The organism is Loktanella agnita (genome assembly GCF_046640325.1).
GTDB classification, from domain to species: Bacteria; Pseudomonadota; Alphaproteobacteria; order Rhodobacterales; family Rhodobacteraceae; genus Yoonia; species Yoonia agnita.
Map to the genome: position 1 here is coordinate 18,562 of NZ_JBJMBF010000020.1, position 24,683 is coordinate 43,244.

Annotated in this window: 24 protein-coding genes; 5 read left to right on the plus strand and 19 right to left on the minus strand. The window is 58.1% G+C overall.

The features are described 5' to 3' along the window. Position 1: 1 nt before the first annotated feature. Together ACJ5NV_RS17915 and ACJ5NV_RS17920 are read right to left on the minus strand one after the other, a co-directional pair. Positions 2-895, minus strand: a complete 894-nt coding sequence (locus ACJ5NV_RS17915) for a dihydrodipicolinate synthase family protein (RefSeq protein WP_411645938.1) — start codon at positions 893-895, stop codon at positions 2-4. A gap of 65 nt (positions 896-960) precedes the next feature. After that, the gene (locus ACJ5NV_RS17920; protein WP_411645940.1) at positions 961-1,419 is read right to left on the minus strand and encodes an Lrp/AsnC family transcriptional regulator; all 459 of its coding nucleotides are present in this window, start codon (positions 1,417-1,419) and stop codon (positions 961-963) included. Positions 1,420-1,554: 135 nt separating this feature from the next. Here ACJ5NV_RS17920 and ald point away from each other — a divergent pair, with 135 nt between their 5' ends. Next, a complete protein-coding gene (gene ald / locus ACJ5NV_RS17925) occupies positions 1,555-2,673 on the plus strand; it encodes an alanine dehydrogenase (protein ID WP_411645942.1) in 1,119 nt (372 codons plus the stop codon). Positions 2,674-2,731: 58 nt separating this feature from the next. On the opposite strand, the gene ACJ5NV_RS17930 is transcribed toward ald, so the two are convergent. Together ACJ5NV_RS17930 and mscL are read right to left on the minus strand one after the other, a co-directional pair. Further along, entirely contained in the window at positions 2,732-3,562 is an 831-nt protein-coding gene (locus ACJ5NV_RS17930; RefSeq protein ID WP_411645944.1) for an N-acetylmuramidase domain-containing protein, read from the minus strand. Between the two features lie 131 nt (positions 3,563-3,693). Next, positions 3,694-4,119 carry a large conductance mechanosensitive channel protein MscL gene (gene mscL / locus ACJ5NV_RS17935; RefSeq protein WP_411645946.1) on the minus strand — a complete coding sequence of 142 codons (426 nt, stop codon included), beginning with the start codon at positions 4,117-4,119 and terminating at the stop codon, positions 3,694-3,696. 156 nt (positions 4,120-4,275) lie between these two features. Between mscL and ACJ5NV_RS17940 the strand changes: the two genes are divergently transcribed. After that, positions 4,276-4,971 carry a glutathione S-transferase family protein gene (locus ACJ5NV_RS17940; RefSeq protein WP_411645948.1) on the plus strand — a complete coding sequence of 232 codons (696 nt, stop codon included), beginning with the start codon at positions 4,276-4,278 and terminating at the stop codon, positions 4,969-4,971. 18 nt (positions 4,972-4,989) lie between these two features. Here ACJ5NV_RS17940 and ACJ5NV_RS17945 read toward each other — a convergent pair whose 3' ends face one another. Both ACJ5NV_RS17945 and ACJ5NV_RS17950 read right to left on the minus strand, forming a co-directional pair. After that, complete coding sequence (locus ACJ5NV_RS17945) at positions 4,990-5,436, minus strand: YtoQ family protein (RefSeq protein WP_411645950.1); 447 nt, start codon at positions 5,434-5,436, stop codon at positions 4,990-4,992. Positions 5,437-5,604: 168 nt separating this feature from the next. Continuing rightward, positions 5,605-6,216, minus strand: coding sequence for a class I SAM-dependent DNA methyltransferase (locus tag ACJ5NV_RS17950; RefSeq protein ID WP_411645952.1), 612 nt, complete (start codon positions 6,214-6,216; stop codon positions 5,605-5,607). 84 nt (positions 6,217-6,300) lie between these two features. On the opposite strand from ACJ5NV_RS17950, the gene ACJ5NV_RS17955 reads away from it, so the two are divergent. Then, entirely contained in the window at positions 6,301-7,212 is a 912-nt protein-coding gene (locus tag ACJ5NV_RS17955) for a LysR family transcriptional regulator (protein ID WP_411645954.1), read from the plus strand. A 164-nt stretch (positions 7,213-7,376) separates the two neighbouring features. Here the strand turns inward: ACJ5NV_RS17955 and pheT are convergent, their stop codons facing one another. Then, positions 7,377-9,773, minus strand: coding sequence for a phenylalanine--tRNA ligase subunit beta (gene pheT / locus ACJ5NV_RS17960; protein WP_411645955.1), 2,397 nt, complete (start codon positions 9,771-9,773; stop codon positions 7,377-7,379). 235 nt (positions 9,774-10,008) lie between these two features. Here pheT and ACJ5NV_RS17965 point away from each other — a divergent pair, with 235 nt between their 5' ends. Further along, a complete protein-coding gene (locus ACJ5NV_RS17965) occupies positions 10,009-10,272 on the plus strand; it encodes a hypothetical protein (protein WP_411645957.1) in 264 nt (87 codons plus the stop codon). A 206-nt stretch (positions 10,273-10,478) separates the two neighbouring features. On the opposite strand, the gene ACJ5NV_RS17970 is transcribed toward ACJ5NV_RS17965, so the two are convergent. The 7 genes from ACJ5NV_RS17970 to ACJ5NV_RS18000 are packed head-to-tail and all read right to left on the minus strand — an operon-like array spanning position 10,479 to position 18,192. Continuing rightward, on the minus strand, positions 10,479-11,624 hold the full coding sequence (locus tag ACJ5NV_RS17970; protein WP_411645959.1) for an iron-containing alcohol dehydrogenase: 1,146 nt from the start codon (positions 11,622-11,624) through the stop codon (positions 10,479-10,481). After that, positions 11,621-13,003: an aldehyde dehydrogenase family protein gene (locus ACJ5NV_RS17975; RefSeq protein WP_411645961.1), complete on the minus strand. Its 1,383-nt coding sequence runs from the start codon at positions 13,001-13,003 to the stop codon at positions 11,621-11,623. Before ACJ5NV_RS17975 ends, ACJ5NV_RS17970 begins: the two co-directional genes overlap by 4 nt. A gap of 13 nt (positions 13,004-13,016) precedes the next feature. Continuing rightward, the gene (locus ACJ5NV_RS17980; RefSeq protein WP_411645963.1) at positions 13,017-14,369 is read right to left on the minus strand and encodes a glutamine synthetase family protein; all 1,353 of its coding nucleotides are present in this window, start codon (positions 14,367-14,369) and stop codon (positions 13,017-13,019) included. Between the two features lie 60 nt (positions 14,370-14,429). Further along, positions 14,430-15,464 carry a TRAP transporter substrate-binding protein gene (locus ACJ5NV_RS17985; RefSeq protein WP_411645965.1) on the minus strand — a complete coding sequence of 345 codons (1,035 nt, stop codon included), beginning with the start codon at positions 15,462-15,464 and terminating at the stop codon, positions 14,430-14,432. A gap of 55 nt (positions 15,465-15,519) precedes the next feature. Continuing rightward, positions 15,520-16,842 (minus strand): TRAP transporter large permease, encoded by a 1,323-nt coding sequence (locus ACJ5NV_RS17990; protein WP_411645966.1) that lies wholly within the window; start codon positions 16,840-16,842, stop codon positions 15,520-15,522. Then, positions 16,842-17,438: a TRAP transporter small permease subunit gene (locus tag ACJ5NV_RS17995; RefSeq protein WP_411645967.1), complete on the minus strand. Its 597-nt coding sequence runs from the start codon at positions 17,436-17,438 to the stop codon at positions 16,842-16,844. Before ACJ5NV_RS17995 ends, ACJ5NV_RS17990 begins: the two co-directional genes overlap by 1 nt. After that, the gene (locus ACJ5NV_RS18000) at positions 17,422-18,192 is read right to left on the minus strand and encodes an N-formylglutamate amidohydrolase (protein WP_411645968.1); all 771 of its coding nucleotides are present in this window, start codon (positions 18,190-18,192) and stop codon (positions 17,422-17,424) included. The genes ACJ5NV_RS17995 and ACJ5NV_RS18000 overlap by 17 nt, the downstream gene beginning before the upstream one ends. A 148-nt stretch (positions 18,193-18,340) precedes the next feature. On the opposite strand from ACJ5NV_RS18000, the gene ACJ5NV_RS18005 reads away from it, so the two are divergent. Continuing rightward, positions 18,341-19,210 carry a MurR/RpiR family transcriptional regulator gene (locus ACJ5NV_RS18005; RefSeq protein ID WP_411645969.1) on the plus strand — a complete coding sequence of 290 codons (870 nt, stop codon included), beginning with the start codon at positions 18,341-18,343 and terminating at the stop codon, positions 19,208-19,210. 11 nt (positions 19,211-19,221) lie between these two features. Here the strand turns inward: ACJ5NV_RS18005 and ACJ5NV_RS18010 are convergent, their stop codons facing one another. From ACJ5NV_RS18010 to mreC, 5 genes are read right to left on the minus strand one after another with little or no spacing between them, the layout of a single operon-like run. Then, a complete protein-coding gene (locus ACJ5NV_RS18010) occupies positions 19,222-20,157 on the minus strand; it encodes a 2-hydroxyacid dehydrogenase (RefSeq protein WP_411645970.1) in 936 nt (311 codons plus the stop codon). Next, positions 20,157-21,296, minus strand: a complete 1,140-nt coding sequence (gene rodA, locus ACJ5NV_RS18015) for a rod shape-determining protein RodA (protein ID WP_411645971.1) — start codon at positions 21,294-21,296, stop codon at positions 20,157-20,159. The genes ACJ5NV_RS18010 and rodA overlap by 1 nt, the downstream gene beginning before the upstream one ends. Then, entirely contained in the window at positions 21,293-23,233 is a 1,941-nt protein-coding gene (mrdA, locus tag ACJ5NV_RS18020) for a penicillin-binding protein 2 (RefSeq protein ID WP_411645973.1), read from the minus strand. The genes rodA and mrdA overlap by 4 nt, the downstream gene beginning before the upstream one ends. Continuing rightward, complete coding sequence (locus ACJ5NV_RS18025; RefSeq protein ID WP_411645975.1) at positions 23,230-23,766, minus strand: rod shape-determining protein MreD; 537 nt, start codon at positions 23,764-23,766, stop codon at positions 23,230-23,232. Before ACJ5NV_RS18025 ends, mrdA begins: the two co-directional genes overlap by 4 nt. Further along, positions 23,759-24,682, minus strand: a complete 924-nt coding sequence (gene mreC, locus ACJ5NV_RS18030) for a rod shape-determining protein MreC (RefSeq protein ID WP_411646004.1) — start codon at positions 24,680-24,682, stop codon at positions 23,759-23,761. Before mreC ends, ACJ5NV_RS18025 begins: the two co-directional genes overlap by 8 nt. Position 24,683: the final 1 nt, after the last annotated feature.

Consider the following 24,683-nt stretch of genomic DNA (forward strand, 5'->3'; position numbering starts at 1 on the left):
GTCAGGATTTGGCGAAGGGGGCGAGCGCATCCGCAACCCTTTTCTGGACGTCTACAGGCACGGGCAGGATCGGGCGCGGCGGCAGCGCGTCGGTCACCGCAAGCTTGTGCGCCACGGCATAGACAATACGCAAGCTGCCGAATTCTTGAAAGAGCTGCCAAAGCGGGGTCAGTTGTGTGTTCATTTGGCCTACTGCGCCGTTATCACCTGCCATCGCGGCCTGTGTCAGCCGTGCCGCAACATCGGGAAGAATGCCGCCGACCACACTGAACCATACATCGGCCCCCGCCAGCAGTGCCGCCGCGCAGCCCCAGTCACCGCTGTAGCCAATGCGGAAATCATCGGGCACCAGCGCGCGCAACTGCGATAGTTCTGCGGCCACATCACCATTGGCAGGCAACGGCATTTTGATCGCAGCAATATGCGGATGTTTGGCAAGCCGGGCAATCAGATCGGTGTTGAAACTGAAATGCGTCGTGCCCGGATTGTTGTAGATGCACAGGGGCAGCTCAGTCGCGTCGGCCACGGTGATGATATGTTGATAGACCTCTTCCTGCGTCAGCGGTGTATAGGACACTGGCGCCAGCAAAAGCGCGTTGGCCCCGGCTGCGCGCGCGTCCTGCGCCAGCGCCACGGCGTCGTCAGTTCGCAACGCACCAACGCTGGCGATCAGCGGCGTGCTGGATTTCAGATGATCGGACGAGGCGCGGATCAACTGCGCGCGCGCCGCCCTGCTGAGATACATGTAGGTGCCGGTACTGCCCAACAGGCCAATGGAATCTGCCCCTGCCTCAGTGATCCGGTCCAGCAGGTGGCGCAGGGCTGCTGTATCGACCTGCCCTTTTGCATCAGTCGGGGTGATCGGGAATGCGGACAAGCCAGTGAACAGGGACATCGGGCGAACTTTCTTTTGTGGTCCGGGCGATCGTCTCAGTAAAGCGTGCCAGTCGCAAGACGCCGCTATACGGGCAGGGCAGTCGTATGCCGCACGGTGCGCAGCGAGAAAGAGGATTGCATCTGCGCCACCCCCGGCAGCCGCGCCAGATACCGGCGGTGGATCCGCGCGAAATCATCGGTGTCTTCGGCCACGACCTTGAGCAAATAATCCGCCGTACCCGCCATCAGATGGCACTCCAACACATCGGGCACACGGGCGACGGCCTTTTCGAAAGCGTCCAGCACATCGTCTGTCTGACCGCTGAGCGTGATTTCCACAAAGACCGTCGTGCGCCGCCCAACTTTGCGCGGGTTCAGAAGGGCCACGTAGTCGCGAATGAAGCCGTCCTTTTCCAGCCGCTGCACGCGGCGGTGGCAGGCAGAGGGCGACAGATTCGCGACCTCTGACAGTTCCTGATTGGACATGCGCCCTGACTTTTGGAGAACCTCGAGGATTCGTCGGTCAATACTATCCAGCTCCATCCGCTGCACAATCCTTCGAAGAAATACGATATTTACGCCCGGTTCTACCCCCACAGTAGCGCCACGCCAAGGAAAACCGCGTATAATTGCAGACTATCAAGTTGAAGCTACATCCACACGCAGGAGGAGATCAGAATGCATATTGGATGCCCGAAAGAGATCAAACCGCAGGAATTTCGCGTCGGCCTGACCCCAAACGCCGCGCATGAAGCTATCAGCCATGGTCATCAGGTCAGCGTCGAGACAGATGCTGGTCTGGGCGCTGGCTTTCCGGATGACGATTATATTGCTGCCGGGGCGCAAATTCTTGGTAGCGCGGCAGAGGTTTTCGCCGCTGCCGACATGATTGTGAAAGTGAAAGAACCGCAGCCTGTCGAACGCAAAATGCTGCGCGAAGGGCAGATCCTGTTCACCTATCTGCACCTTGCGCCGGATCCCGATCAGACTCGTGATCTGATGGAAAGCGGCGCGACCTGTATCGCCTATGAGACCGTGACCGACAATCGCGGCGGGCTGCCCTTGCTTGCGCCTATGTCCGAGGTCGCTGGCAGGCTAGCGCCGCAGGTCGGGGCGTGGACGCTGCAAAAAGCCAATGGCGGGCGCGGTGTGTTGATGGGCGGCGTGCCGGGTGTCGGCCCCGCGCGCGTTGTAGTGATAGGTGGCGGCGTTGTGGGCACCCATGCCGCACGGATCGCGGCGGGCATGGGCGCGGACGTGACCGTGCTTGACCGGTACCTGCCCCGTCTGCGCTATCTTGATGATGTCTTCGGCGGGACCTTCAAGACCAGCTATGCGAGTGCAGGCAACACGGTTGATCTGGCGCGTGAGGCGGATTTGATCATTGGTGCAGTGCTGGTGCCGGGGGCCGCTGCACCCAAATTGATCAGCCGCGCGCAATTGGCAGAGCTGAAACCGGGCGCGGCACTGGTTGATGTGGCAATTGATCAAGGCGGCTGCTTTGAAACCTCCAAGGCGACCACTCATGAAAACCCTGTTTATGAGGTTGATGGCATCATGCATTACTGCGTCGCCAATATGCCCGGCGCTGTTGCCCGTACGTCGACCATTGCTCTTGGCAATGCGACGATGCCCTTCATGCTGGCCTTGGCCGACAAGGGCTGGCGGCAGGCCTGCACCGACGATCCGTATCTGCTGGAGGGGCTGAATGTTCATGCGGGGCGTGTGACCTATGCTGCCGTCGGTGACGCGCTGGGCATTGATGTGCTGTCGCCCGATTTAGCATTAAAGGGATAGCGCCAAACAGAAAGGCCGCCCAATGGGGGCGGCCTTCATAATCCGGTTCGCGCGCGGCCTAATTGATGCCGCGCAATGCTTCGATCCGCGCCATAGTCTGCGGACCGGCAATACCATCGGCGACCAATCCGTTTTCAGCCTGAAACTGCCGCACCATGCGTTGCGTGGCTGGTCCAAAGTCCCCATCCACATGCAGGTGAAAACCAAGGCTGCGTAGTTTGCGCTGCAAATCGGCTACGTCCGGACCGCGCGCGCCGACACGCAGTGAAACAGGGCTGATCTCTGGGGGTTGCCAGTCGCTGCCAGCATGGCGCCGGTAGGCAGTCGCCATGCGGTTTGCGTAGTAATCAACCTGACCCGGCCCGTTATAGCGCCGGGCAAAGCCGCGCCAGTCGCGCGCCTTTAACTTATCCATGATGCCCGCCTTGTTGATAAAAGCGAGCATGACGGCAAGCTGGCCGGCCACACCTTCCATAGTCTTTTCGGCCAAAGCCTTGGGCGTACCAAAACCCAGCCACACCGCATTCTCGCCCAACACCTGGCCTACGCCCCAGGAACAGGCCGCATAAGCCGCTTGTTCATTAATAGCAGCAGCACGGGTAAGCTGGTTGTATCGTGCCGCCTGACTTTTCGCATAAGGCAGATCGCCCCAGCGGGGTGAAGCCAGTTTCCGGCGCACCGCCTCACGGCGCTGCGGGTCTGTCAGGTCGGAATAACGATAGAAAACGTGATATTCATATAGGATAAGCGGCATATCCCGCCCATCAATCTTTGTGAACGCGCGCCCGGCGCTTTCAACCTCGACCACCGCTTTCAGCGCGGCAGGTTCGATTTGCTGATCCAGCGCGACCCGTTCGATTTCATCCAATACGGCTGGTGAAAATGCCATACCCACCTCCACTAATATAAAAAATAATATGGGTGAGTTTACGCAAAACGGATGCGCCCGTCGTTCCGGGTATTCCTGACTTGTGCAGGAAACGGCAGGCAGGCAAAGTAGCCCGCCTGCCAGCCTTGCAATTACTGCTTTTGCAGCGCATCGCGGATTTCGATCAGGATGTCCTTTTCGGAAGGTCCGGTTGGTACGTCTGGCGCAACGTCATCCGGCTTTTCCGCAGCAGCCTTGATCCGGTTGACCATTTTGACCAGCATGAACACCACAAAGGCGATGATCAGAAAGTTGATCACGGCCATCAGGAAGTTACCAATCGCAAAGACGGAAACTCCGGCTTCTTGTGCCGCTTCAACAGAAGGAAACTCCCCCTCGCCCAGCACATAGAACCAGCCGGAAAAATCCATGCCGCCGGTGAACAATGCAATGATCGGGTTGATCAGATCACCCACAAGTGACGTGACGATCGCCGTAAACGCTGCCCCGATGATGATGCCGACGGCCATGTCCATGACGTTGCCTTTGGCGATGAAGTCTTTGAATTCGTTAATCATGATGTCCCACTCTTTTTTTTTACTTCTGCGCATGGCTGACGCCCACTGCGCAACTACGCACAGTTTTAACCTGATTGGCTCACAGAACCATAGGTTTTCTTTCGCGTTGTTCCCCGTAATGGTGCCGCAAGCATTTATGAAAAGGAGAATGCCCCCATGACCGATCTGTCCGATTTCCCAATTACCACCCGTTGGCCAGCCAAGGACCCTTCTGTCATCCAGCTCTTCTCCTACCCGACACCTAACGGCGTGAAGATATCCATCGCACTGGAAGAGATGGGACTGGCTTATGAGCCGCATCTGGTCACGCTGAGCGACGCAGACGTCAAAAGCGATGCGTTTCTGTCGCTGAACCCCAACAACAAGATCCCCGCAATCATCGACCCGAACGGCCCAGATGGCCCCATCGGGATTTTCGAAAGCGGTGCGATCCTGTTGTATCTATCTGAAAAAACAGGGAGATTCATCGGAAACACTGCAACGCAGAAGGCCCATATCACCCAATGGCTGATGTTTCAGATGGGTGGTCTTGGACCGATGCTTGGGCAGATGGGGTTCTTTTACAAGTTCGCGGGCAAGGACATTCCCGACGACCGCCCGCGCGAACGCTACCGGGACGAAGCGATCCGCTTGCTGGCCGTGGTTGAAAAACAGCTCGATGGTCAGGACTGGATTGCGGGGGAGTATTCCATTGCCGATATGGCGATCGCACCGTGGATCAATGCACTCGAATTCTACGGCACCAAGGACGTGGTCGGCTATCACGATCTGAAAAATGTGCCCGCCTATGTAGAGCGGTTTTTTGCCCGTCCCGCCGTGGACACGGCCCGGCGCATCCCAGATCCGTCCTGAGCGGGACCGAGCAGTAGTTTAAGACAGCTGCCCCTTCAGCACGTATTTAAGGATATCAACAACCTGCTGCGGCTCTTGCACAACGGCGAGGGCCGCTGCGTCGACCTCTTTCAGCGCATGCTGATGGTCATCCCCATGCATGACGATTAATGACTTGCCCAGCGCGGCCGCATAGCCTGCATCAAAGGCGGCATTCCATTGTTTGTATTGCGCGCCGAACCGCACCACCACGATGTCAGCATTTTCGATGCCATGGCGTGTGCGGATCGCGTTCAGCTTCGCGCCTTTATGGTCATGCCAGAACTTGTCAGGCTCTGCCCCCATGATCGTGACGCCGCAATCATCCGAGGCCGCATGATCGGTAACCGGTCCGGTAAATGTCACAGCCAACCCCTGTGCGCCTGCTGTAATCTGTTCGCGCCAGTCGGTGTGGATTTCGCCGGAAAGATAGATGTTCAGCGTCATGCGCGGCTCCTTGCGTTGAATGGGTCGCACAAGTCCTAAAGCAATTCGAGTTATACTTGAATCACAATTCGCTGCCTCTCCCTAATGGTCGAACGCGATTTGTGATGCTTGATATCTCAAATCAAAATCGGAACGCTGTGGACCGTTTCAGCGCCGGGACTAACCCGGTCACGACGCGCGTTTGCGAGCCACTACATAGCGCGCGATCCCCGGATGATTGCCGCTTTCGACAATATCAAAACCGGCGGCGGTGATTGCCTGCTCCAGCGCAGTAGCGGTGAAGCGCCGCACGTAGGGGGCTTTGCCCATGGCCCGCAGCATCGGCAGAAGAATGGCAAAACCGATCCCCTTGAGCCCGCCGCGCAGGCAGGCGGATTTGGAAATGAAATACCCGCCCTCAGGCAGTGCCGCATGGATTTGGCGAAAGCGGTTCTCCATTTCAGGCACCAGATGAAACAGGTTGAACGCAAGTACCGCATCATATTTGCGACCCTCCGGCACGGCGTCTTGCACAGCAAAGGTGATATTTGTTTGGGGGGTCGGCTTGCCCTTCGCGATGGCAATCATGGCAGGCGAAATATCGGTCGCGGTCAGATGGTCGACGCTGCTGGCCAGCAGTAAAGCGGTTGATCCTGTGCCGCAGCCCATTTCCAGCACCTGATCGGTGTTCTTGAGATAGCTGCGTGTCCGGTCCAGTGTATATTCATACGCCTGCGGATTGCCGATCGGTGATAGCGCATATTTCGGCGCGACTTTGTCCCAGAATGAAGCGTCAGTCATGGCGGTCCTCCTTTCGGAACAGGTTAACCCATGCACGTAATCCCGTGAATTGACGAAATGCGCAGCTTATTTATACATATATGCATGAATAGCCCTTTCGACTGGAGCCGCATGCGCGCCTTTCTGGCGACGGCAGAGACGGGTTCGCTCTCTGCTGCGGCGCGTGCAATCGGGTTGACCCAGCCAACGCTGGGGCGCCAGATCGCAGCGCTAGAGGATGAACTGGGGCTGATGCTGTTCGAACGGGTCGGGCGGGGGCTGCATCTGACTGCGGCAGGGCAGGAATTGCTGGTGCATGCACGCGATATGGGGGCCGCGGCAGATCGGCTGGCGCTGGCCGCAATGGGGCAAAGCCAATCGGTCGAGGGCACGGTGCGGATCACCGCAAGTGACATGTTTTCCGCGCTCTGGCTGCCAGCCGTTGTCAGCCGCTGCCGGGTGCTGGCGCCGCGTCTGCATATCGACGTGATAGCGGTAAACGATATCCGCGATCTGATGCGCCGCGAGGCGGATATCGCGGTGCGACACGTGCGACCGGATCAGCCGGATCTTGTGGCGCGATTGATCCGCGAAGCGCAGGCGATGCTTTATGCTGCCAAATCCTATCTGGATGCCCGGGTCAGACCGCAGTCTCTGGCCGATCTGGCGCAGCACGACTTTATATCTTTCGGCAATGTGGACCGGATGGTCAGCTATCTGAATACGATAGACATCCCTGTCACGGCGCAGAATTTCCGGGTCAACTCCGAAAACGGGCTGGTGGCCTGGGCCATGGCGCGGGCCGGGTTGGGTCTGTGTCCGATGGATGATGCCGTGGCTGCCATGGCCCCCGAAATGGAATGCGTCCTGCCGCAGATGAAGCCGATTACCTTTCCGGTCTGGCTGACGACACATCGCGAAATCCATACCAGCCCGCGTATCAGGCTGGTCTTTGATGTGCTGGACGAAATATTGAGCAAGGACTTACCACCGAACGCAACGCCGTCCCGGACCTGATCCGGGACCTCTGCGTTAAATCAGGTGGAGATCCCGGATCAGGTCCGGGATCAGATGTCGCCTATAGCGTTTGACGAAATACCTGAGACATGACGTATCTGCTAACGCGTTGAAATTTATGATTTCAGGCAGCGTTAGCAGATTCAGGTTTTTCGCATAGCGCTTTAGCCGCGCAGCGTACCGCCCGTTGCCTTGGTCACCTTTTCGACAATCTTGGCACTGACGTCGGTAATATCAGCCTCTTTGAGCGTTTTATCCGTCGGTTGCAGGCGCGCTGTGACTGCAAGGGATTTTTTGCCCTCGCCCAGATTGCCGCCGATGAATTCGTCGAAGACCCGCACATCAGTGATCAGCGCCTTGTCTGCCCCGGCAGCGGCGTTGACCAGCGTCAGCGCCTCAACCTCGGCATCGACCACAAAGGCAAAATCGCGTTCGACTGCTTGCAGGTCCGTCGCCACGAAAGGCGCGCGTGCGGTGGATTTCTTGCGCGGTGCGGGGATTTCATCGGGCCAGATGGTAAAGCCGACAGCCGCGCCTTTGATATCCATTTCGCGTAGGACCTTGGGATGCAATTCACCGAAGACACCGAGCACCTTTTTCGGGCCAAGGCAGATCTTGCCGTGTCGCCCAGGGTGCCACCAGGCTGACGCCCCGCGCAGAATTTGCACCTTTGCGGGCGCGCCAATGGCGGCGAGCACAGCCTCTGCATCCGCCTTTGCATCATAGACATCAACAGCCCGCGATGTGCCATGCACGTCCTTTGGGCCGGTCTTGCCGATCAGCACGCCAGAGACCAGCATGTGTTGTTCGCCCGGCTCCCCCCCGTGAAAACCCGCGCCAACCTCAAACAGGGCCATATCCATGAAGCCCCGCGCCTGATTACGTGCGACCGCCCGCAGCAGGCCAGGCAGCAGGTTGGGCCGCATATGGGACATTTCGCTGGAAATCGGGTTTTCCAGCATCGTCGCGTCATCGCCGCCGCCGAACAGTTCTGCCGCTTGCCGGTCAACAAAGCTGTAGGTCACGCATTCATTATAGCCCAGCGCCGCCGCCGTCCGCCGTGCGGCCTGTTGGCGCGACTGGCTAACCGTCAGGATCGGCTTGGGCACGCCCGCCTGCGCGCGCGGCATTGGCACGCCTTTCAACTTGGTCAGGGACGCAACGCGCGCGACCTCTTCCACCAGATCGGCCTCTCCCTGCACATCGGGACGCCAGGATGGCACATGGGCCATGTCACCTTCCATCCGGAAGCCAAGCGCGGTCAATGTGGCGTGCTGCGTGTCGGCAGGGATATCCATGCCAACAAGCGAAGAACAGCGATCTGTGTCAAGCTTATAGGCGCGCGCCGTATCCGGCACCTGCCCCGCCTGGATCAGTTCAGAGGCTTCGCCGCCCGCATGATCCACGATCATCCGCACAGCGTGTTCGACACCTGCGGGGGTGAATTCCGGATCCACACCCCGTTCAAATCGATAGCGCGCGTCGGAATTGATTTTGAGCGCGCGGCCTGTGTAGGCGATCTGGATCGGGTCCCAATAGGCGCTTTCCACGAAGACATTGACCGTATCCATGGTGCAGCCGGTTTCGGCGCCCCCCATGACACCGGCGATGCTTTCCGGCCCGTTATCATCGGAAATGACCATCTGCCCCGGTTGTAACGCATATTCCTTGTCATCCAGCGCCATGATGGTTTCGCCGCCCTGCGCGCGGTGGACGCGCAAAGCGCCCTGCACCTTATCGGCATCAAACACATGCAGCGGGCGGTTCAAGTCATAGGTAAACCAGTTGGTCACATCGACAAGAAAGCTGATGGGCCGCAAGCCGATGGCGCGCAATTGCTGCTGCAGCCAAGCCGGGCTGGGGCCATTTTTGACGCCTTTGATCAAACGGCCATAGAAAACTGGGCATCCGTCCAGCGTATCATCATCAATGGATACTTTCAGATCAGACGTAAAGCTGGCTGGTACCGGGGTAACCTCGACCGCTTTCAGCGCGCCAAGGCCACGGGCGGCAAGGTCACGCGCAATGCCATGCACGCCGAGCGCGTCGGGACGGTTCGGTGTGATCGCGATTTCAATCACAGGATCGACTTTTTCGGGCTGGTTGGTCGCCAGCCAGTCGGTGAACCGTTCGCCGACTTCGCCAGATGCCAGTTCGATGATCCCGTCATGTTCGTCGGACAGTTCCATCTCGCGTTCTGAGCACATCATCCCGTAGCTTTCGATACCACGGATCTTGCCCACGCCGATGGTCGTATCGATGCCGGGAACATAGGTGCCGGGGCTGGCGATGACCACGGTGATCCCTTCGCGCGCATTGGGCGCGCCGCAGATAATCTGGATCTGACCATCCTTGGTTGCGACCTGACAGACTTTCAGCTTGTCCGCATCGGGGTGCTTTTCCGCGCTGAGCACCTTGCCGATGGTGAAATCTGCCAGCCGCTCGGCGGGATTTTCGATGCCTTCAACCTCTAGCCCGAGATCAGTCAGCGCATAGGCGATATCATCAACGGAAGCGTCAGTGTCGAGATGGCGTTTCAGCCAGGAAAGGGTGAATTTCATCGGTCCGGTCCTGCGGTTCAGAATTGTTCCACAGCGCTTATCTCATATGCGCCGCCCCGAAAAGCGATCAGCGCAGTTTTCTACTGTGAAAGAGCGCGCCACACGACACAACTTAGCGTGCCAGAACAACATTCGCGTGATTCAACAAAATTTTGCTAGATTTGCATCAAGCGTGGCTCTAATGCGGATCAGTTTTCAGATGAGAGCGACTCATCTGTTTCAGGGTTTTACGATTATGACAGGTATCAAGTATCTTCTGCTAAGCGCGGTGCTGGCAGCGTTGGGCTTTGCGCTGAAACCCAGTGGCGACCGGTTGGCATCGGACAGCGTTATTCGCGTGCTGTCGGCAATGCAGCAGGAATGTAACCGGCACAGCCGTGTCGTCGGCGGGATCGAGGTCGGTTGCCGCAGCTTTGCCGATGTGCGCAAGATTGACATGCGCTCTGACAACCGCCGCAATGCCCATGAAGGCGACCACATCGTTCAGATCAGGCGCTAAAGTTGTCGCCACAGTCCACCTTCGACCAATTTTAAATGCCAAAAGACAAGCATGGTTCTTGAGTCGTCAAGACCATTGTCTTTGTGCAATCCTTTGTGATCCCTGCGTCACTAGAAAAATTTTGCATGATTGCGCGCGGTGACATGCGGATATCGTGTGGCAGGCGGTTGGTGATCTCGAAGCCGGATCGGCTTCGAGATGTAAGTTCAGATCACAGCTTCGAACAATGCTTTCACATTTGTTTCGGTCAGGGCGACCGGGTTGCCCCCGCAGGACGGGTCAGCCAGTGCCGCGGACACAAGCTCATCGAGGTTATTATGGTTGGCGCCCATGTCGCGCAGCCGGTGTGGGATTTCAAAGCTGTCGTTGAAGTCTTGCACAAATTTACGGAACCCGTCGAAGCCGCCCTCTATCCCGATATAGGATGCTGCCCGGTCGAACCTGTCGGAGATCAGCGGCGCGTTGAGTTCCAGCACTGCAGGCATGCAGACGGCGTTTGTGGTCCCGTGATGGGTGTTGAAGAAGGCACCAATCGGGTGTGACAGCGCATGGATCGCGCCCAGCCCTTTCTGGAATGCGACAGCCCCCATAGCCGCAGCGGACATCATGTTCGCACGGGCCTCGATGTCGGTCCCATCGGCATAGGCGCGCGGCAGGTTTTCAATTACCAGCCGCATGCCTTCCAGCGCGATCCCGTGGCTCATCGGGTGGTAATGTGGGCTGGAAAACGCTTCGACACAGTGGGCAAAGGCATCAAGGCCCGTGCCTGCCGTAATGAATTTCGGCATCCCAACGGTTAGTTCCGGGTCTGCGATGACGACACCCGGCAGGACCTTAGGGTGAAAGATGATCTTTTTCGCATGGGTTTCGGAATTGGTGATGACAGAGGCGCGCCCCACTTCTGACCCGGTGCCTGCGGTTGTCGGCACCGCAACGATTGGTGCGATCACATCTGCATTGGCGCGGGTCCACCAGTCGCCGATATCCTCAAAATCCCACAAAGGGCGGGTCTGTCCGGCCATGAAGGCCACCATTTTTCCCAGATCCAGACCAGAGCCACCGCCGAATGCGATGACCCCATCATGGCCACCGTCATTATAGGCGGCAACGCCTGCAGCGAGGTTCTTTTCGGTCGGGTTTGGGTCGACCTCGGCAAACATGGCGCGCCCGAAGCCTGCTTCTTCCATGATTGTCAGCGTCTTTTGCGTGATCTCCATCCCTGCCAGACCTCGGTCAGTCACCAGCAATGGTTTGGTGATGCCGACCTGTGCCAATGCGCCGGGCAGTTCGCTGATCCGGCCTGCGCCGAATTTGATTGCGGTGGGGTAGGACCAGTTGCCGGTCGGGCTCATGTTGTCACCTTTTTCAGATGGTAGGATTTGGGGCGCGTCAGGTTGTGGTAGCCGATCACGGACAACCCGCCGCCGCGCCCGGTGTTTTTGCAACCGGTCCAGCACAGGCCGGGGTCAAGATAATCGGCCCGGTTCATGAAGACGGTGCCGGTTTCGATCTGATCACCGACAGCCATGGCCCTGTCCACATCCTGCGTCCAGAGCGAGGCGGTCAGCCCGTATTCGCTGTCATTCATCAAGGCGATCGCTTCGGCATCGGATGACACTTTCATGATGCCGACCACGGGGCCAAAGCTTTCGTCCCGCATCACCCGCATATCATGGGTGACATTGGTCAGGATTTGGGGCGTCAGATAGGCCGCGCCGTCATCCTCGGCGAATGTGTCGATATGGGCTGTTGCTCCAGCGGCGACCGCTTGGGCAATCTGGTTGCGGACCTCTTGCGCGAAACGCACATGGGCCATCGGTCCGATGCTGGTTTCGGGGTCCAGCGGATTGCCGAGTTTATAGCCCTGCACAATCGCAACTGCCTTGGCGACGAAATCATCGTACAGGCTTTCATGCACGTAAATCCGTTCGATTCCGCAGCAGCATTGCCCGGAATTGAACATCGCCCCGTCGATCAACGTATCAACTGCAGCATCTAAATCGGCATCTTCCATGACATAGCCGGGGTCTTTGCCGCCGAGTTCCAGCCCCAGCCCGGTGAAGGTTCCCGCTGCGGCCTGCTCCATCGCACGCCCACCACCGACAGAACCGGTGAAGTTTATGAAGTCAAAGGCATTGCCCGCAATCAGGTCGCTTGTTGTTGCATGGTCGAGAAAGACGTTGATGAACACATCCTCGGGCACGCCGACGCTGTGAAACGCCTGCGCCATCCGTTCGCCCACCAGCAAGGTTTGCGTTGCATGTTTCAAAAGCACCGCATTGCCAGCAATCAGGGCAGGGGCAACCGTGTTGATCGCGGTCATGTAAGGATAGTTCCAGGGAGCGACCACAAAGACGACACCATGCGGCACCCGTTTAATGTAGCGCTTGAAACTGGCATCTTCACCGACTTCTATATCGGCAAGGCTGTCTGCCGCGATGTCAGCCATATGGCTGGCGCGTTCATTGAAACCGCCGAACTCGCCGCCAAAGCGGACGGGTCGCCCCATCATATGCGCCAGTTCCGGCACGATATCGTCGTTCATCGCCCCCACAGCGGCGACACCCGCCATGACCAGATCAATCCGCTCTTGCAGCGGGCGGGCGGCCCAGGCGGCCTGCGCATCACGGGCACGTTTGGCCACAGCGAAACCGGCATCGCGCGAGAGCGTTTCGCGGGTCGCATAGGTTGATCCATCAATGGGCGAAATACATGTGAGCTGCCCTGTCATCTTGTCCTCTTTGTCATGAACGTTCAAAACCGCGCGCGACCTCATAATCGGTCACAACGCGTTCGAAATCTTCGATTTCCACTTCAGCGGCGCGTACATAATGGTCAACCGTCCAATCGCCAAATGCCTCGCGCAGCATGTCGGATTGATCCAGCGCTGCGTGTGCGTCTTTCAGTGTGGATGGGATATGTGCAACCTGTGCATCATAGGCATCGCCTGCGAAGGGTGCTTCCAATGTCAGCCCTTCTTCGATTCCCGCAATCCCGGCGGCCAGTTGTGCCGCAGTGGCAAGGTAGGGGTTCATATCCGATCCACCGATCCGGCATTCCACCCGCACCCCTTTGGTGTTTTCGCCACAGAGCCGGAAACCCGCGGTACGGTTATCCACGGACCAGATCACACGGGTCGGGGCAAAGCTGCCTTTTTGGAACCGTTTATAGCTGTTGATATAGGGGGCCAAAAAATAAGTGCAGTCAGGTGCGTATTTCAGCAATCCCGCCAGATAGGATTTCATGATTGCGGACATGCCACGCTTGTCTGCTGGATCATGGAATGCGTTCTTGCCATCCTGCCAGAGCGATTGGTGAATATGGCTGGAAGAGCCCACCTTGTCGTGGTGGTATTTGGCCATGAAGCTGGCGGCGTGCCCTTGTTGCCAGGCGATTTCCTTGACCGCGTTCTTGGCAATCGTGTGGTAGTCGGCGGTCAGCAACGCGTCGGCATAGCGTATGTTCAGCTCTTCCTGACCTGCCTCGGCCTCTCCCTTTGTGCCTTCGACGGGGATACCTGCGGCGTAAAGATGATTGCGAACCGGGCGCATCACGCCCTCTTCTTTGGTGGTCTGGAAGATGTGGTAGTCTTCGTTATAGCCTGAAATCGGTTCCAGATCGGCAAAGCCGCTGCGGCGAATGTCGTCGAGACCTTTTTGAAACAGGAAAAACTCTAGCTCGGTCGCGGTTTGTGCGGTGTAACCCATCGCGTCTAATCGCTTGACCTGCGCTTTCAGAAGGGCGCGGGGCGAATGGGGCACGTCTGCGTGGCTGTGGTGGTCGATCACGTCGCAAAGAACCATCGCAGTCCCGTCGAGCCATGGGACCGGGCGCAGGGTGCTGAGGTCTGGTTTCATGATGTAATCACCATATCCTGCCTTCCACGAAGTCGCGGCGAAACCATCCGGCGTTGCCATTTCCAGATCAGTGGCCAGCAGGTAGTTGCAGCAATGGGTTTCTTCCCAGGCGCTGTCAATAAAGTGCTGCGCGAGGAACCGTTTGCCCATCAGGCGGCCCTGCATGTCGACGATGCAGACCAGCACAGTGTCAATCCCGCCCGCAGCGACCTGCGCTTTGAGATCATCGAAAGATAACATTGCGGCACACTCCCTTTCAGAATGGTCCCCGCCGATGACAACACCGGCAGGGATTTTGATTTAGCTGTAGCGGTACGGGCGGCCCGCCTTGAGCATGTCGGCGTTGTATTTCTTGATGATCTCGACCACCCGCGCCTTCACCTCGGACTCGGTTGCGATTTCGTCCCAGAATTCCATCGCTTTCGCTTCGACCTGTGCCCATTCTTCGTCAGGGATGGTAGTGAGTTCGAGTTTGCTGCCGTCCACGCGCAATGATGCTTCGCCGCCCCAGTACCACCACTGGCGATAGTAATGTGACTGGTCACAGCACACGCGGAACAGGGTTTGCAGATCTTCGGGCAGTTCGTTCCAGCGATCCATATTGGCAAAGAACGATCCGGCCCATGCGCCTGAAATGTTGTTGGTCAGGAAGTAGTTGGTCACATCCGCCCAGCCGACAGTGTAGTCTTCGGTGATGCCGGACCATGCGATGCCATCCAGCTCACCCGTTTGCATCGCGACTTCGACGTCTTCCCATGGGATAGTGACCGGCACGACCCCGAATTGCGACATAAAGCGGCCAGCGGTGGGGAAGGTAAAGACCCGTTTACCCTGCAGATCGGCAAGGCTGTTGATCGGTTCTTTGGTGGCGAAATGGCAGGGGTCCCATGCGCCCGCGCTGATGTGCTTGACGCCGACCTTGGAATATTCTTCGTCCCAGATTTCGTTCAGGCCGTATTGGTTGAACAGCACCGGCACATCGAGCGAATAGCGCGAGGCGAAGGGGAAATAGCCGCCGAACACGGTCACATCGGTGGGCGAGGCCATCGAATCGTCATCCGACTGTACCGCATCAATCGTCCCGCGCTGCATTGCGCGAAACAACTCACCCGTCGGGACCAGCTGGTCCGCGAAATAAAGCTCGATCTGCATGCGGTCGCCTGCGATCTTGTTGAACATGTCGATGGCCGGTTTGATCACATGTTCGGCCAGTGCGGGACCGGCATAGGTCTGCATTCGCCATGTGATTGTGGATTGGGCAACCGCCGGGGTGGCCAGCGGTGCGGCAATTGCCCCGGCACCGGCCGCTTGCAGGAACTTACGTCTTGTCTTCATTTTACCTTCTCCTTGTTGATGATAGGCGGCCTGCTTTTCAGGCTCTGTTATTGATTCAGTTTCCATAGACGATGCCTGGCAGCCACATGGCGATCTGCGGGAAGATCATGACAAGGCTGAGCGCGAGCACCATCAGCAGCACAAAGGGCACGATAGAGCGGTAGATGTCTCGCAATCCGATTTCCGGCGGTGCCATCGCCCGCATCAGGAACAGGTTATAACCAAAGGGCGGGGTCATATACGCGATCTGCGTCGTGATCGTGTAAAGCACACCGTACCAGATCAGGTCGAATCCCAGTTCGCCCACCAGCGGCACATAAAGTGGCGCGACGATCACCAGCATCGCGGTGTCATCAAGAAACGTGCCCATTAGAATAAAGCTGAGCTGCATCAGGATCAGAATCGCCCAAGGGCTGAGATGCATCTGCTCTGTGAACAGGTTTTCAATCGCCTGCACTGCGCCCAGACCATCAAAGATCGCCCCAAAACCAAGGGCGGCAAGGATGATGAACATGAACATGCAGGAAATACCCAGCGTCTTGCGAACGGAGTTTTCGAACACCTCTTTCGTCATGCGCCCTTTGAGTATGGCTGCGACGAAAGCCGCCATCGCCCCGATGGCAGAGCTTTCGACAAGCGAGGTCCAGCCTTTCACGAAGGGCACCATCATCGTGGCAAAGATGATCAGGGGCAGCAGCCCGGCCCGCAGCAGCCGCAGCTTTTCTGCCAGAGGCACATTGCGTTCTGCCTTTGGCAAGGCGGGGCCGAGTGCGGGGTTCAGCCGACATCGGATGTAGATGTAGATGATGAACAGCGTCGCCATCAGCAGCCCCGGCACCACGCCCGCCAGCCAAAGCTGCCCCACCGGTTGTCGCGCGATCATCGCATAAAGCACCAGCACGACCGATGGCGGCACAAGGATGCCCAGCGATGACCCCGCCTGAATGACGCCCGTCACCATGATCTTGTCATAGTTCCGCTTGAGCAGTTCGGGCAGCGCAATCGTCGCCCCGATGGCCATACCTGCCACCGACAGCCCGTTCATCGCCGAGATCAGGACCATCAGGCCAATCGTTCCAATAGCCAGACCGCCGCGCACCGGCCCCATCCAGACATGGAACATCTTGTAAAGATCGTCAGCGATCCGGCTTTCTGACAGCACGTAGCCCATGAAAATGAACATGGGCAGCGTCAGCATCGGATACCATTTCATCAGCTTCATCGCCGCTGAAAACGGGACATCGACGCCCCCCGTCCCCCAGAGCATCAGCCCGGCCAGCGCGCCGACAAAGCCAATCGCGCCAAAGACACGCTGCCCGGTAAAGAGCATCAACATCATGCCGCTAAACATGGTGAGGGCGATTAATTCATGGGACACTACAGCTCTACTCCACGGATGCGACCGATGTCGCGAAAGAACTCGGCCACGATTTGCAGCATCATCAGGAACACCCCGAAGGTGAGCATTAGTTTGATTGGCCAAAGGAAGGGACGCCACGCGGTTGAGCTACGCTCAAGATAACCTAACTGCTCGCCCGCCCCGGCCGGTCCGCCCGTCACAAAGGCAAGGATCAGATCCTTGAAGAAGGTCACAGGTTCCGATCCGAAATACCCCAGCGAATAGGCGAACGACCCCAGCCCGCCATAAAGCAGGACGCCAAGGTAAAAGAGCAGGAAGAAGGCAGTGAACCCATCCACCCAAGCCTTTTGCACCGGTGTCCAGCCGCCATAAAACAGATCCATCCGGACGTTTGATCCCATCTGGATCGAATACGGGCCGCCAAGGATATAATAGGCGACCATCACGAATTGCGCGGTTTCGAGCGTCCACATGGATGGCGTGAAAAACGTCTTGGAAACCGATGACCATAGCAACACCCCAACAAGGACGAATATCCCATACATCGCGCAACGCCCGATCAGACGGTTCATGCCGTCCACAAAGCGCACATAGGCCCTAATCAGACGCGGCATCTGTCGCCTCCAATTCGTTCAACGCAGGGTGCAGTAAGTTGAGCAGTGCTTCGGCCATGTCCCGCTGCTGCACCGGAGTTGCTATCAGGTCTGAGCGTAGTTCGAGCATCACGTTCGGAATGCCATTCTGCACCCCGTGCAGCCGCAGGGAATGGGTCACGCCATCTTCGGGCCCATAGGGTTGGTTACGCTCTACAGTGAATTTTGATGCGGTTGCGGCAGTCAGCATTGTGTCGGCCATGCGTCGGTCACGGTCATGCAGAATGCCGATTTCGGTGAGCCGTGCGTTGCCAAAATAAACCGGTGTGAAACTGTGCACCGTCACCAACGCACGGGGCTTTCGGGTCGCGATGATATCCTGCACTGCGATGCAGAACGGTGCGTAATAGGCATCGACACGCGCCCGCCGCTGCGCTTGGCTCAACCCTTTGTTGCCGGGAATCGTCACCAATTCGCTTTGCTCCGGCATGGCGCTTGCTGCCTCTGGCGGGCGATTGCAGTCATAGACCAATCGGGACACTTGGCTGGACACAAGTGGCGCATCCAGCGCGTCGCTGATCAGCTGCGCCATAGCGAATGCACCGGGGTCCCAAGCGGCATGGCTGATCTTATCCGCATCACTAAGCCCCAGATCCCCAAACATCGCCGGAATGTGGTGCGAGGCATGTTCACAAAGAATCAATACGCGGCCCGCGCCATCTGCATTATCAACCTGCACAGCATTGTTTTGCGATGTCTCCTGCAGGTCTTGCATCAAATATTCCCCGTTTCTGTAAAAATGTTTCCACAAGGCAAATTTTATGTCAAATATTTTCCGGAAATATGTCCAGAGAGATCGCAGGCCGCGTTCCCGAAAGTGGGAACTTGCTCAAATTGGATGCAAAACGCGAAAGAGGGATAAAGTGAGCGACACCAATATCACCGTGCGAGAGCTGATCCGCGAACATCATTCCGACCTGACCGTGGCTGAAAAGAAGCTCGCGGCGATGTTGCTGAATGACTATCCGGGGGCGGGGATTGCGTCGATCACTGTCGTCGCGAAGAATGCCGAGGTGTCGACCCCAACTGTGGCGCGCATGGTGAACAAGCTGGGATTCAAGGGATTTCCGCAATTCCATCAGGCGCTGCTGTCCGAGCTACAGGCCAAGGTGCAGGGCCCCAGTCAGCGCCGCGCGAACTGGGCAACGGAAGCGCCGGAAAGCCATCTACTCAATCGCTTTTCGCAGGCCGTGACCCGAAATCTGAGCCAGACCCTGTCAAATATTGACCACGACAAGTTCGACAAGGCCGCAGTCAAACTGGCCGACACATCGGGCCGTCTTTATATCGCGGGCGGGCGTATCACACGGGCGATGGCGGAATATGCCTTTACCCATTTTCAGGCGATCCGCGAGCGGGTGACGCATATGACCAGCTCATCCGCCACGTGGCCGCACTATGTTCTGGACATGAAGGAAGGCGACACCCTTCTTTTATTTGACATCCGCCGCTACGAAGCGAACCTGCTGCGCGTTGCTGAACTGGCGAAAGAGCGCAAGGTGACGGTGATAGTGATCACTGATCAATGGGCCAGCCCGATTGCCGATATCGCTGATTTTGTGCTGCTGTGCTGGGTGGAAATCCCCTCTGCCTGGGATTCGAATGTGTCCACGATCATGCTGTTGGAAACGCTTTTTGCTGCGGTGCAAGAACAGAATTGGCCACGCACCAAGGGCCGCTTTGACAGGCTGGACGAGGTGTTTGAAGCGGCGCGGCTATTCAGTAAACCCTGAACGCGACGCCGTCAGTACCCCGCCGCGCGATCGACAAGATGCAAAAACGGTTTTCCGTCCTCACCGCGCGCTATATTCTCCGCGACGACTTCAGCGGCAAGGTCGGGTCGGGTGGCCGAGGCGATATGCGGTGTCACGGTGACCTGCGGATGTGGCCAAAACGGATCATTGGCAGGCAGAGGTTCAATGCGGAACGTATCCAGCGTGGCATGCGCAATATGCCCGTTGTCGAGCGCCTGCAGCAGGGCCTGATCGTCGATCAGCCCGCCGCGTCCGGGATTCAAAACAACCGCACCTTTCGGCAGTTTTTCCAGCGCTGCGGCATCAAGGATACTTTCGGTCGCGGGCGTCTTGGGCAGAAGCAGCACAAGGATTTCCGCTGTGGACAGCGCCGCAGCAAACCCGTCCGCGCCACACAGACAGCGCAGGCCGGGCACGTTTTTTTGGCTGCGGCTCCACCCCGTGACAGGAAAACCAAGCGCAGCGAGCGCTGTGCCACAGGCTTGCCCCAGCGCGCCAAGACCAAGGATCGTGATCGGACGGTTTCGCGACAGGGGCGGGGTGACATCATTGCGCCAGACACCGTCCTGCCCGTTCAAATGCGCATCCATGCCCAGATGGTGACGCAACACATGGCCTGTCACCCATTCGACCATACCCTGATCCAACCCGCCGCCCACCATCCGCGCGAGCGGCATGTTAAGCGTGTCGTTTCCAACGATATCCTCCACCCCCGCCCACAGCCGCTGCACCAGCTTGGCGCGGGTGAAAGGGGTGAAATCTTTTAGCGGGGTCTCTCCACCGCCAAAGATGATATAATCCACCTGATCTGCCGCGTGATCCCGGCTGAGGTCGGCGTTAAAAGGCAAAGCATCAAAGGCGCTACGCAGATGCGGGGCGTATTCGTCCCAGACGGCAGTGTCGCCGGCGAAAAGGATATTGATCATTAGCGGGGCCTATGTACGTGGGCGCTTTGCACCAATCCGAAACCTGCAAGCAGAACCATCATGGCCGAGCCGCCATAGCTGACAAGCGGCAGCGGGACGCCGACGACAGGAGCAAGCCCGGTCACCATCGCCATGTTGACAGCAAAGAACAAAAAGAACGTCATCGCGATGCCGAGCGTCAGAAGTGACGCGAACCTATCCCGGTTATTCAGCGCTGAAATAATGCAAAAGGCGACAATCAGCAGATAGAGCATCAGCAAGGTCGTCGCACCAACAAAGCCGAATTCCTCGGCCAGGGTGGTAAAGATAAAGTCGGTGTGTTTTTCGGGCAGGAAGTTCAGCCGGGACTGCGTGCCTTGCATAAAACCACGCCCGGTCCAGCCGCCAGACCCTAGCGCGATCTTGGCTTGTGTGATGTGATAGCCTGCTCCCAGCGGATCATTTGATGGGTCCAGAAACGTATCAATCCGCCGGTATTGATAGTCCTTGAGCAACTGCCAAGGCGTTCCACGGCTTTCGAACACAGCGAATATGGTCCCCACACCCGCCCCAATCACCGTCGCGAAATAGCCCCAGTGCACGCCGGCCAGAAACATGACAGTCGCCCCGCCCATCAATAGCAGAAGCGAGGTTCCTAGATCGGGCTGACTGATCACCAATGCAACAGGGATTAGGATGAACAGAACCGGCATTGCAACCCAGAACGGGTGCGATGTCTTGTTGTTCGGCAACCAATCATAATATGCGGCCAGAAACATGACCACCGTGATCTTAGTTAGCTCTGATGGTTGCAGCCGCATGAAGCCAAGGTTGATCCAACGCTGCGCCCCCATATTCACCTCGCCGAATAATTCGACGGCAAGCAACAACAGAAGGGAACCGCCATAGGCCAGAAAGGCCATATTGCGCCAGAACCAGATCGGCACCATCGCGACAATGACCATGATGACCATGCCGACAATAAACCGCTTTAACTGCGGTTCCATCCATGGGGTGACCCGTCCGCCCGCAACCGAATAAAGCATCAGAAACCCGAAAGAGGCGACAGCCGTCAAAAGCACAATCACCGGCCAGTTCAGATAGAGTAGTTTGCGAAACCCCGCCGGGACGGATTTGGTGTTATACTCAAGATAGCTCATGCACGAACAAGACCTGACGATCCCGGCGGTATCCGCTCTTCGATACGGCGTTGCTGTGCTGCGATCCTGTCACGCACGTCGCTGGGATAAGCCTCTAGCGGGGGTGGCCCGCCGAATTGTGCCTGAAGGATGATGTCGCGCGCGATGGGTGCGGCCGCAGCAGAGCCACCGCCGCCATGTTCGACAATCACCGAAACCGCATAGCGGGGATTATCGAACGGTGCGAAAGCGGTAAACAGTGCATGGTCCCGCCGTTCCCATGGCAGATCCTCGTTGCGGATGACACCCGCCGCGCGTTCTTCTGCTGTGATCCGGCGCACCTGACTAGTGCCCGATTTGCCCGCCATTTTGTGCCCCTCGGCAATAATCCGAGAGCGATAGCCTGTGCCGCGATGATGATTGCAGACATCATACATAGAGGACCGAATGCGACGCAGGGTGTTTTCATTCACCCCAAGGCTTTCACCCAACCCGCTGGGTTGCGCCACACCGTCGATCAGCCGGATCAGACGCGGGGTGACTTCGCGCCCTGTTGCCAGCCGCGCGGTCATTACAGCGATTTGCAATGGCGAGGCAAGCACATCACCCTGCCCGATGGAAGCATTGACCGTATCGCCAATCCGCCAGCTTTCACCCCGGACAGATGATTTCCATTCCTTGTCAGGCGCAAGCCCGGTTGCCACGGCGGACAGTGGCAGATCGTGCCGGACGCCCAGCCCCAGCTTGCGCGCCATTTCGGCGATCTTGTCGATGCCGACCCGCTGGGCGATCTCGTAGTAATAGCAGTCGCAGCTTTGCTTCAGGCTTTCGTGCAGGTTGATATTGCCATGCCCGCCGCGTTTCCAGCAGTGGAACCTGATGTTGAAGACATCTGTATAGCCACCGCAATAGACGGTTTCTTCGGCGGTTGTAACGCCAGCCTCCATCGCGGCCAGCGCCACGACCATTTTGAAGGTCGAACCGGGAGGATATGTACCCTGCACAGCCTTGGCAGCAAGCGGCCGATACTTGTCTTCGTTCAGCGCGGTCCAGTCGCGGCTGGAGATTCCGCGCACGAATAGGTTCGGATCAAAAGCCGGGGCCGAAGCGACCGCACGCAGATCGCCGTTTTCAAGATCAATCACCACCGCGCCCGCACTTTGGCCGTCCAGCCGTGCCTGCACATAGGATTGCAGACGGCTGTCGATGGTCAGCTGCACATCCTTGCCCGGTTCGCCTTCGCGCCGGTCAAGTTCGCGCATGATCCGCCCGGCGGCGTTCACCTCGATCCGTTTATCGCCAGCGCTGCCGCGCAGCGTATGTTCCATCTTGTTTTCCGCCCCGGACTTGCCGATTTGGAATTTCGGGATTTGCAACAGCGGGTCATTATCATCAATCCGCTGAAGATCGTAATCGCTGACAGGGCCGACATAGCCCACCACATGGGCCAGATCAGCGCCCCAGGGGTACACACGGCTGAGCCCCACCTCGGCGGTGATGCCGGGCAGTGCGGGCGTGTTCAGGTTGATCTGCGCCACGTCTTCCCAGCTAAGCCGGTCCGCGATTGTCACTGGCACAAAGGGCGAGCGGCGCTGCATTTCGTCCATCGCGCGGGCCAGAACCTCTGGGTTGATATCGACAAGCTCGGTCAGCTTGGCCAGCACTTCCCCGATATCGCCCGCATCCTCGCGCACCATGACGACACGGTAATTTTGCTCGTTATCGGCGATTGCAATCCCGTTCCGGTCGAAGATCATACCACGGGCCGGGGGCAGAAGGCGGATGTTGATCCGGTTTTCTTCGGCCAGCAGCCGGTATTCATCGGCCTGATCGACCTGCATGGATTGCAGCCGCATCCCAAGCACACCAATCACCCCGACTTGCACGGTCCCCATCACAAGCGCGCGTCGGCTGATCATGCGGGCGCTGTCGATCACATCCTTGGGACTGCGTTTCATAGCCGTGCTCTCTTGCCATTGTCGATCAGGTTCGGACGGCCCACCCCGAACAAGGTATAGGCCACAAAAACCGCAAGCGGATAAACCAGAATAGTAAGCGTCATTTCAACCAAAGTCAGGCCCAACGGGGCCTGTGGGGTCATCACAATTGCAAGAACCATCCGATTCGCCAGCGTGATCGCGGCGATGCCAAAGGCGATACTGCTCCATTCCAACACCAGCGGCATGTTACGGAATTCATGCGCGCGCCTGCGCACCGCCTCGGTCAACAGAACGACGAGGGCCGCCCAAAGACCGGGCGGACGCTGAAACAACATATCCGCCATCAGAAATATTACGGCGATGACATAAACTGGCAGATAGTCCGGGCGGCGCGCCACCCAGACCAGCGTCATTGCCAGCAGGATATCGGGCGGCGCCCATGTGTCCGGGCGGGCATCCAACGGCACAAGCCGAGTGACGATCAGTACAAAGGCAAGCAGGACAAATGCGCTGCGGTTCATCCAAAGCCGGGCGACATGCGTCTCAGCCATCACCGATATCCGCCGTGTTCAGCGAAACCGGATTGGGCGCTGCCGGGCCAAAGAATTCGGCCTCGGGCGCCAGAAGCCCGCCGGGATCGGTGATGTCTTCATGCGGTTGTGAGCGCAGCACCCGCAGAAATTCCAGCCGCTGATAATCTGCCGACAAGCGCACGCGCAGCCTGTCGTCGGTGCCCAGCGCCACTTGACCAACCAGCAAATCAGCAGGGAAAATCCCGCCATCGCCGGATGACACAACCCGGTCACCGGGGCGCACCAGCGCGGTATCTTCCAGAAACTCCAGCGGCGGGTTCAGCGTGTTGTCACCTGCCAGAATGGCCTTTTGCCCGGACGGCTGGATCGTCACCGGAATCCGGCTTGATGTGTCGGTCAGCAGCAGCACCCTGCTCGTTTCGCGGCCCACACCCGCCACGCGCCCGACCAGACCGATCCCGTCCATCGTGGGCCAGCCATCGACGATCCCATCACGCGCGCCCACATTGATCAGCACCGACTGCCGAAAGGGGGAACCGCTATCGGTGATCACGACACCGGTGACATAGGTCAGTTGCGGATCAAGGCTGACATTGTTCAGGTCGAGCAGCTTTGCGTTTTCCTGTTCCAATTGCAGCGCCGCCTCTTTCCAGGCTTTCATCTGCTGCAGCTCGCGCCGCAAATCCTGATTTTGCGCCCGCAGCTGCTGATAGCTTTGGAAATCGCCAATCAGGTTGGCGATGCCGGTGATCGGGGCCATCGCCCATTCGAACGATGGCACAACCGCATCAATCGCCATGGCGCGGAACCGTTCCACACGCGGGCTGTCAATGCGCCAGAACAGGAACAACACCATAAGCGCAAGCACAAGCACCCCGACCAGCAATCTGCGGATCGGGCCAACATAATCTTCACTGTTCCGGTCGCGTGCCAGT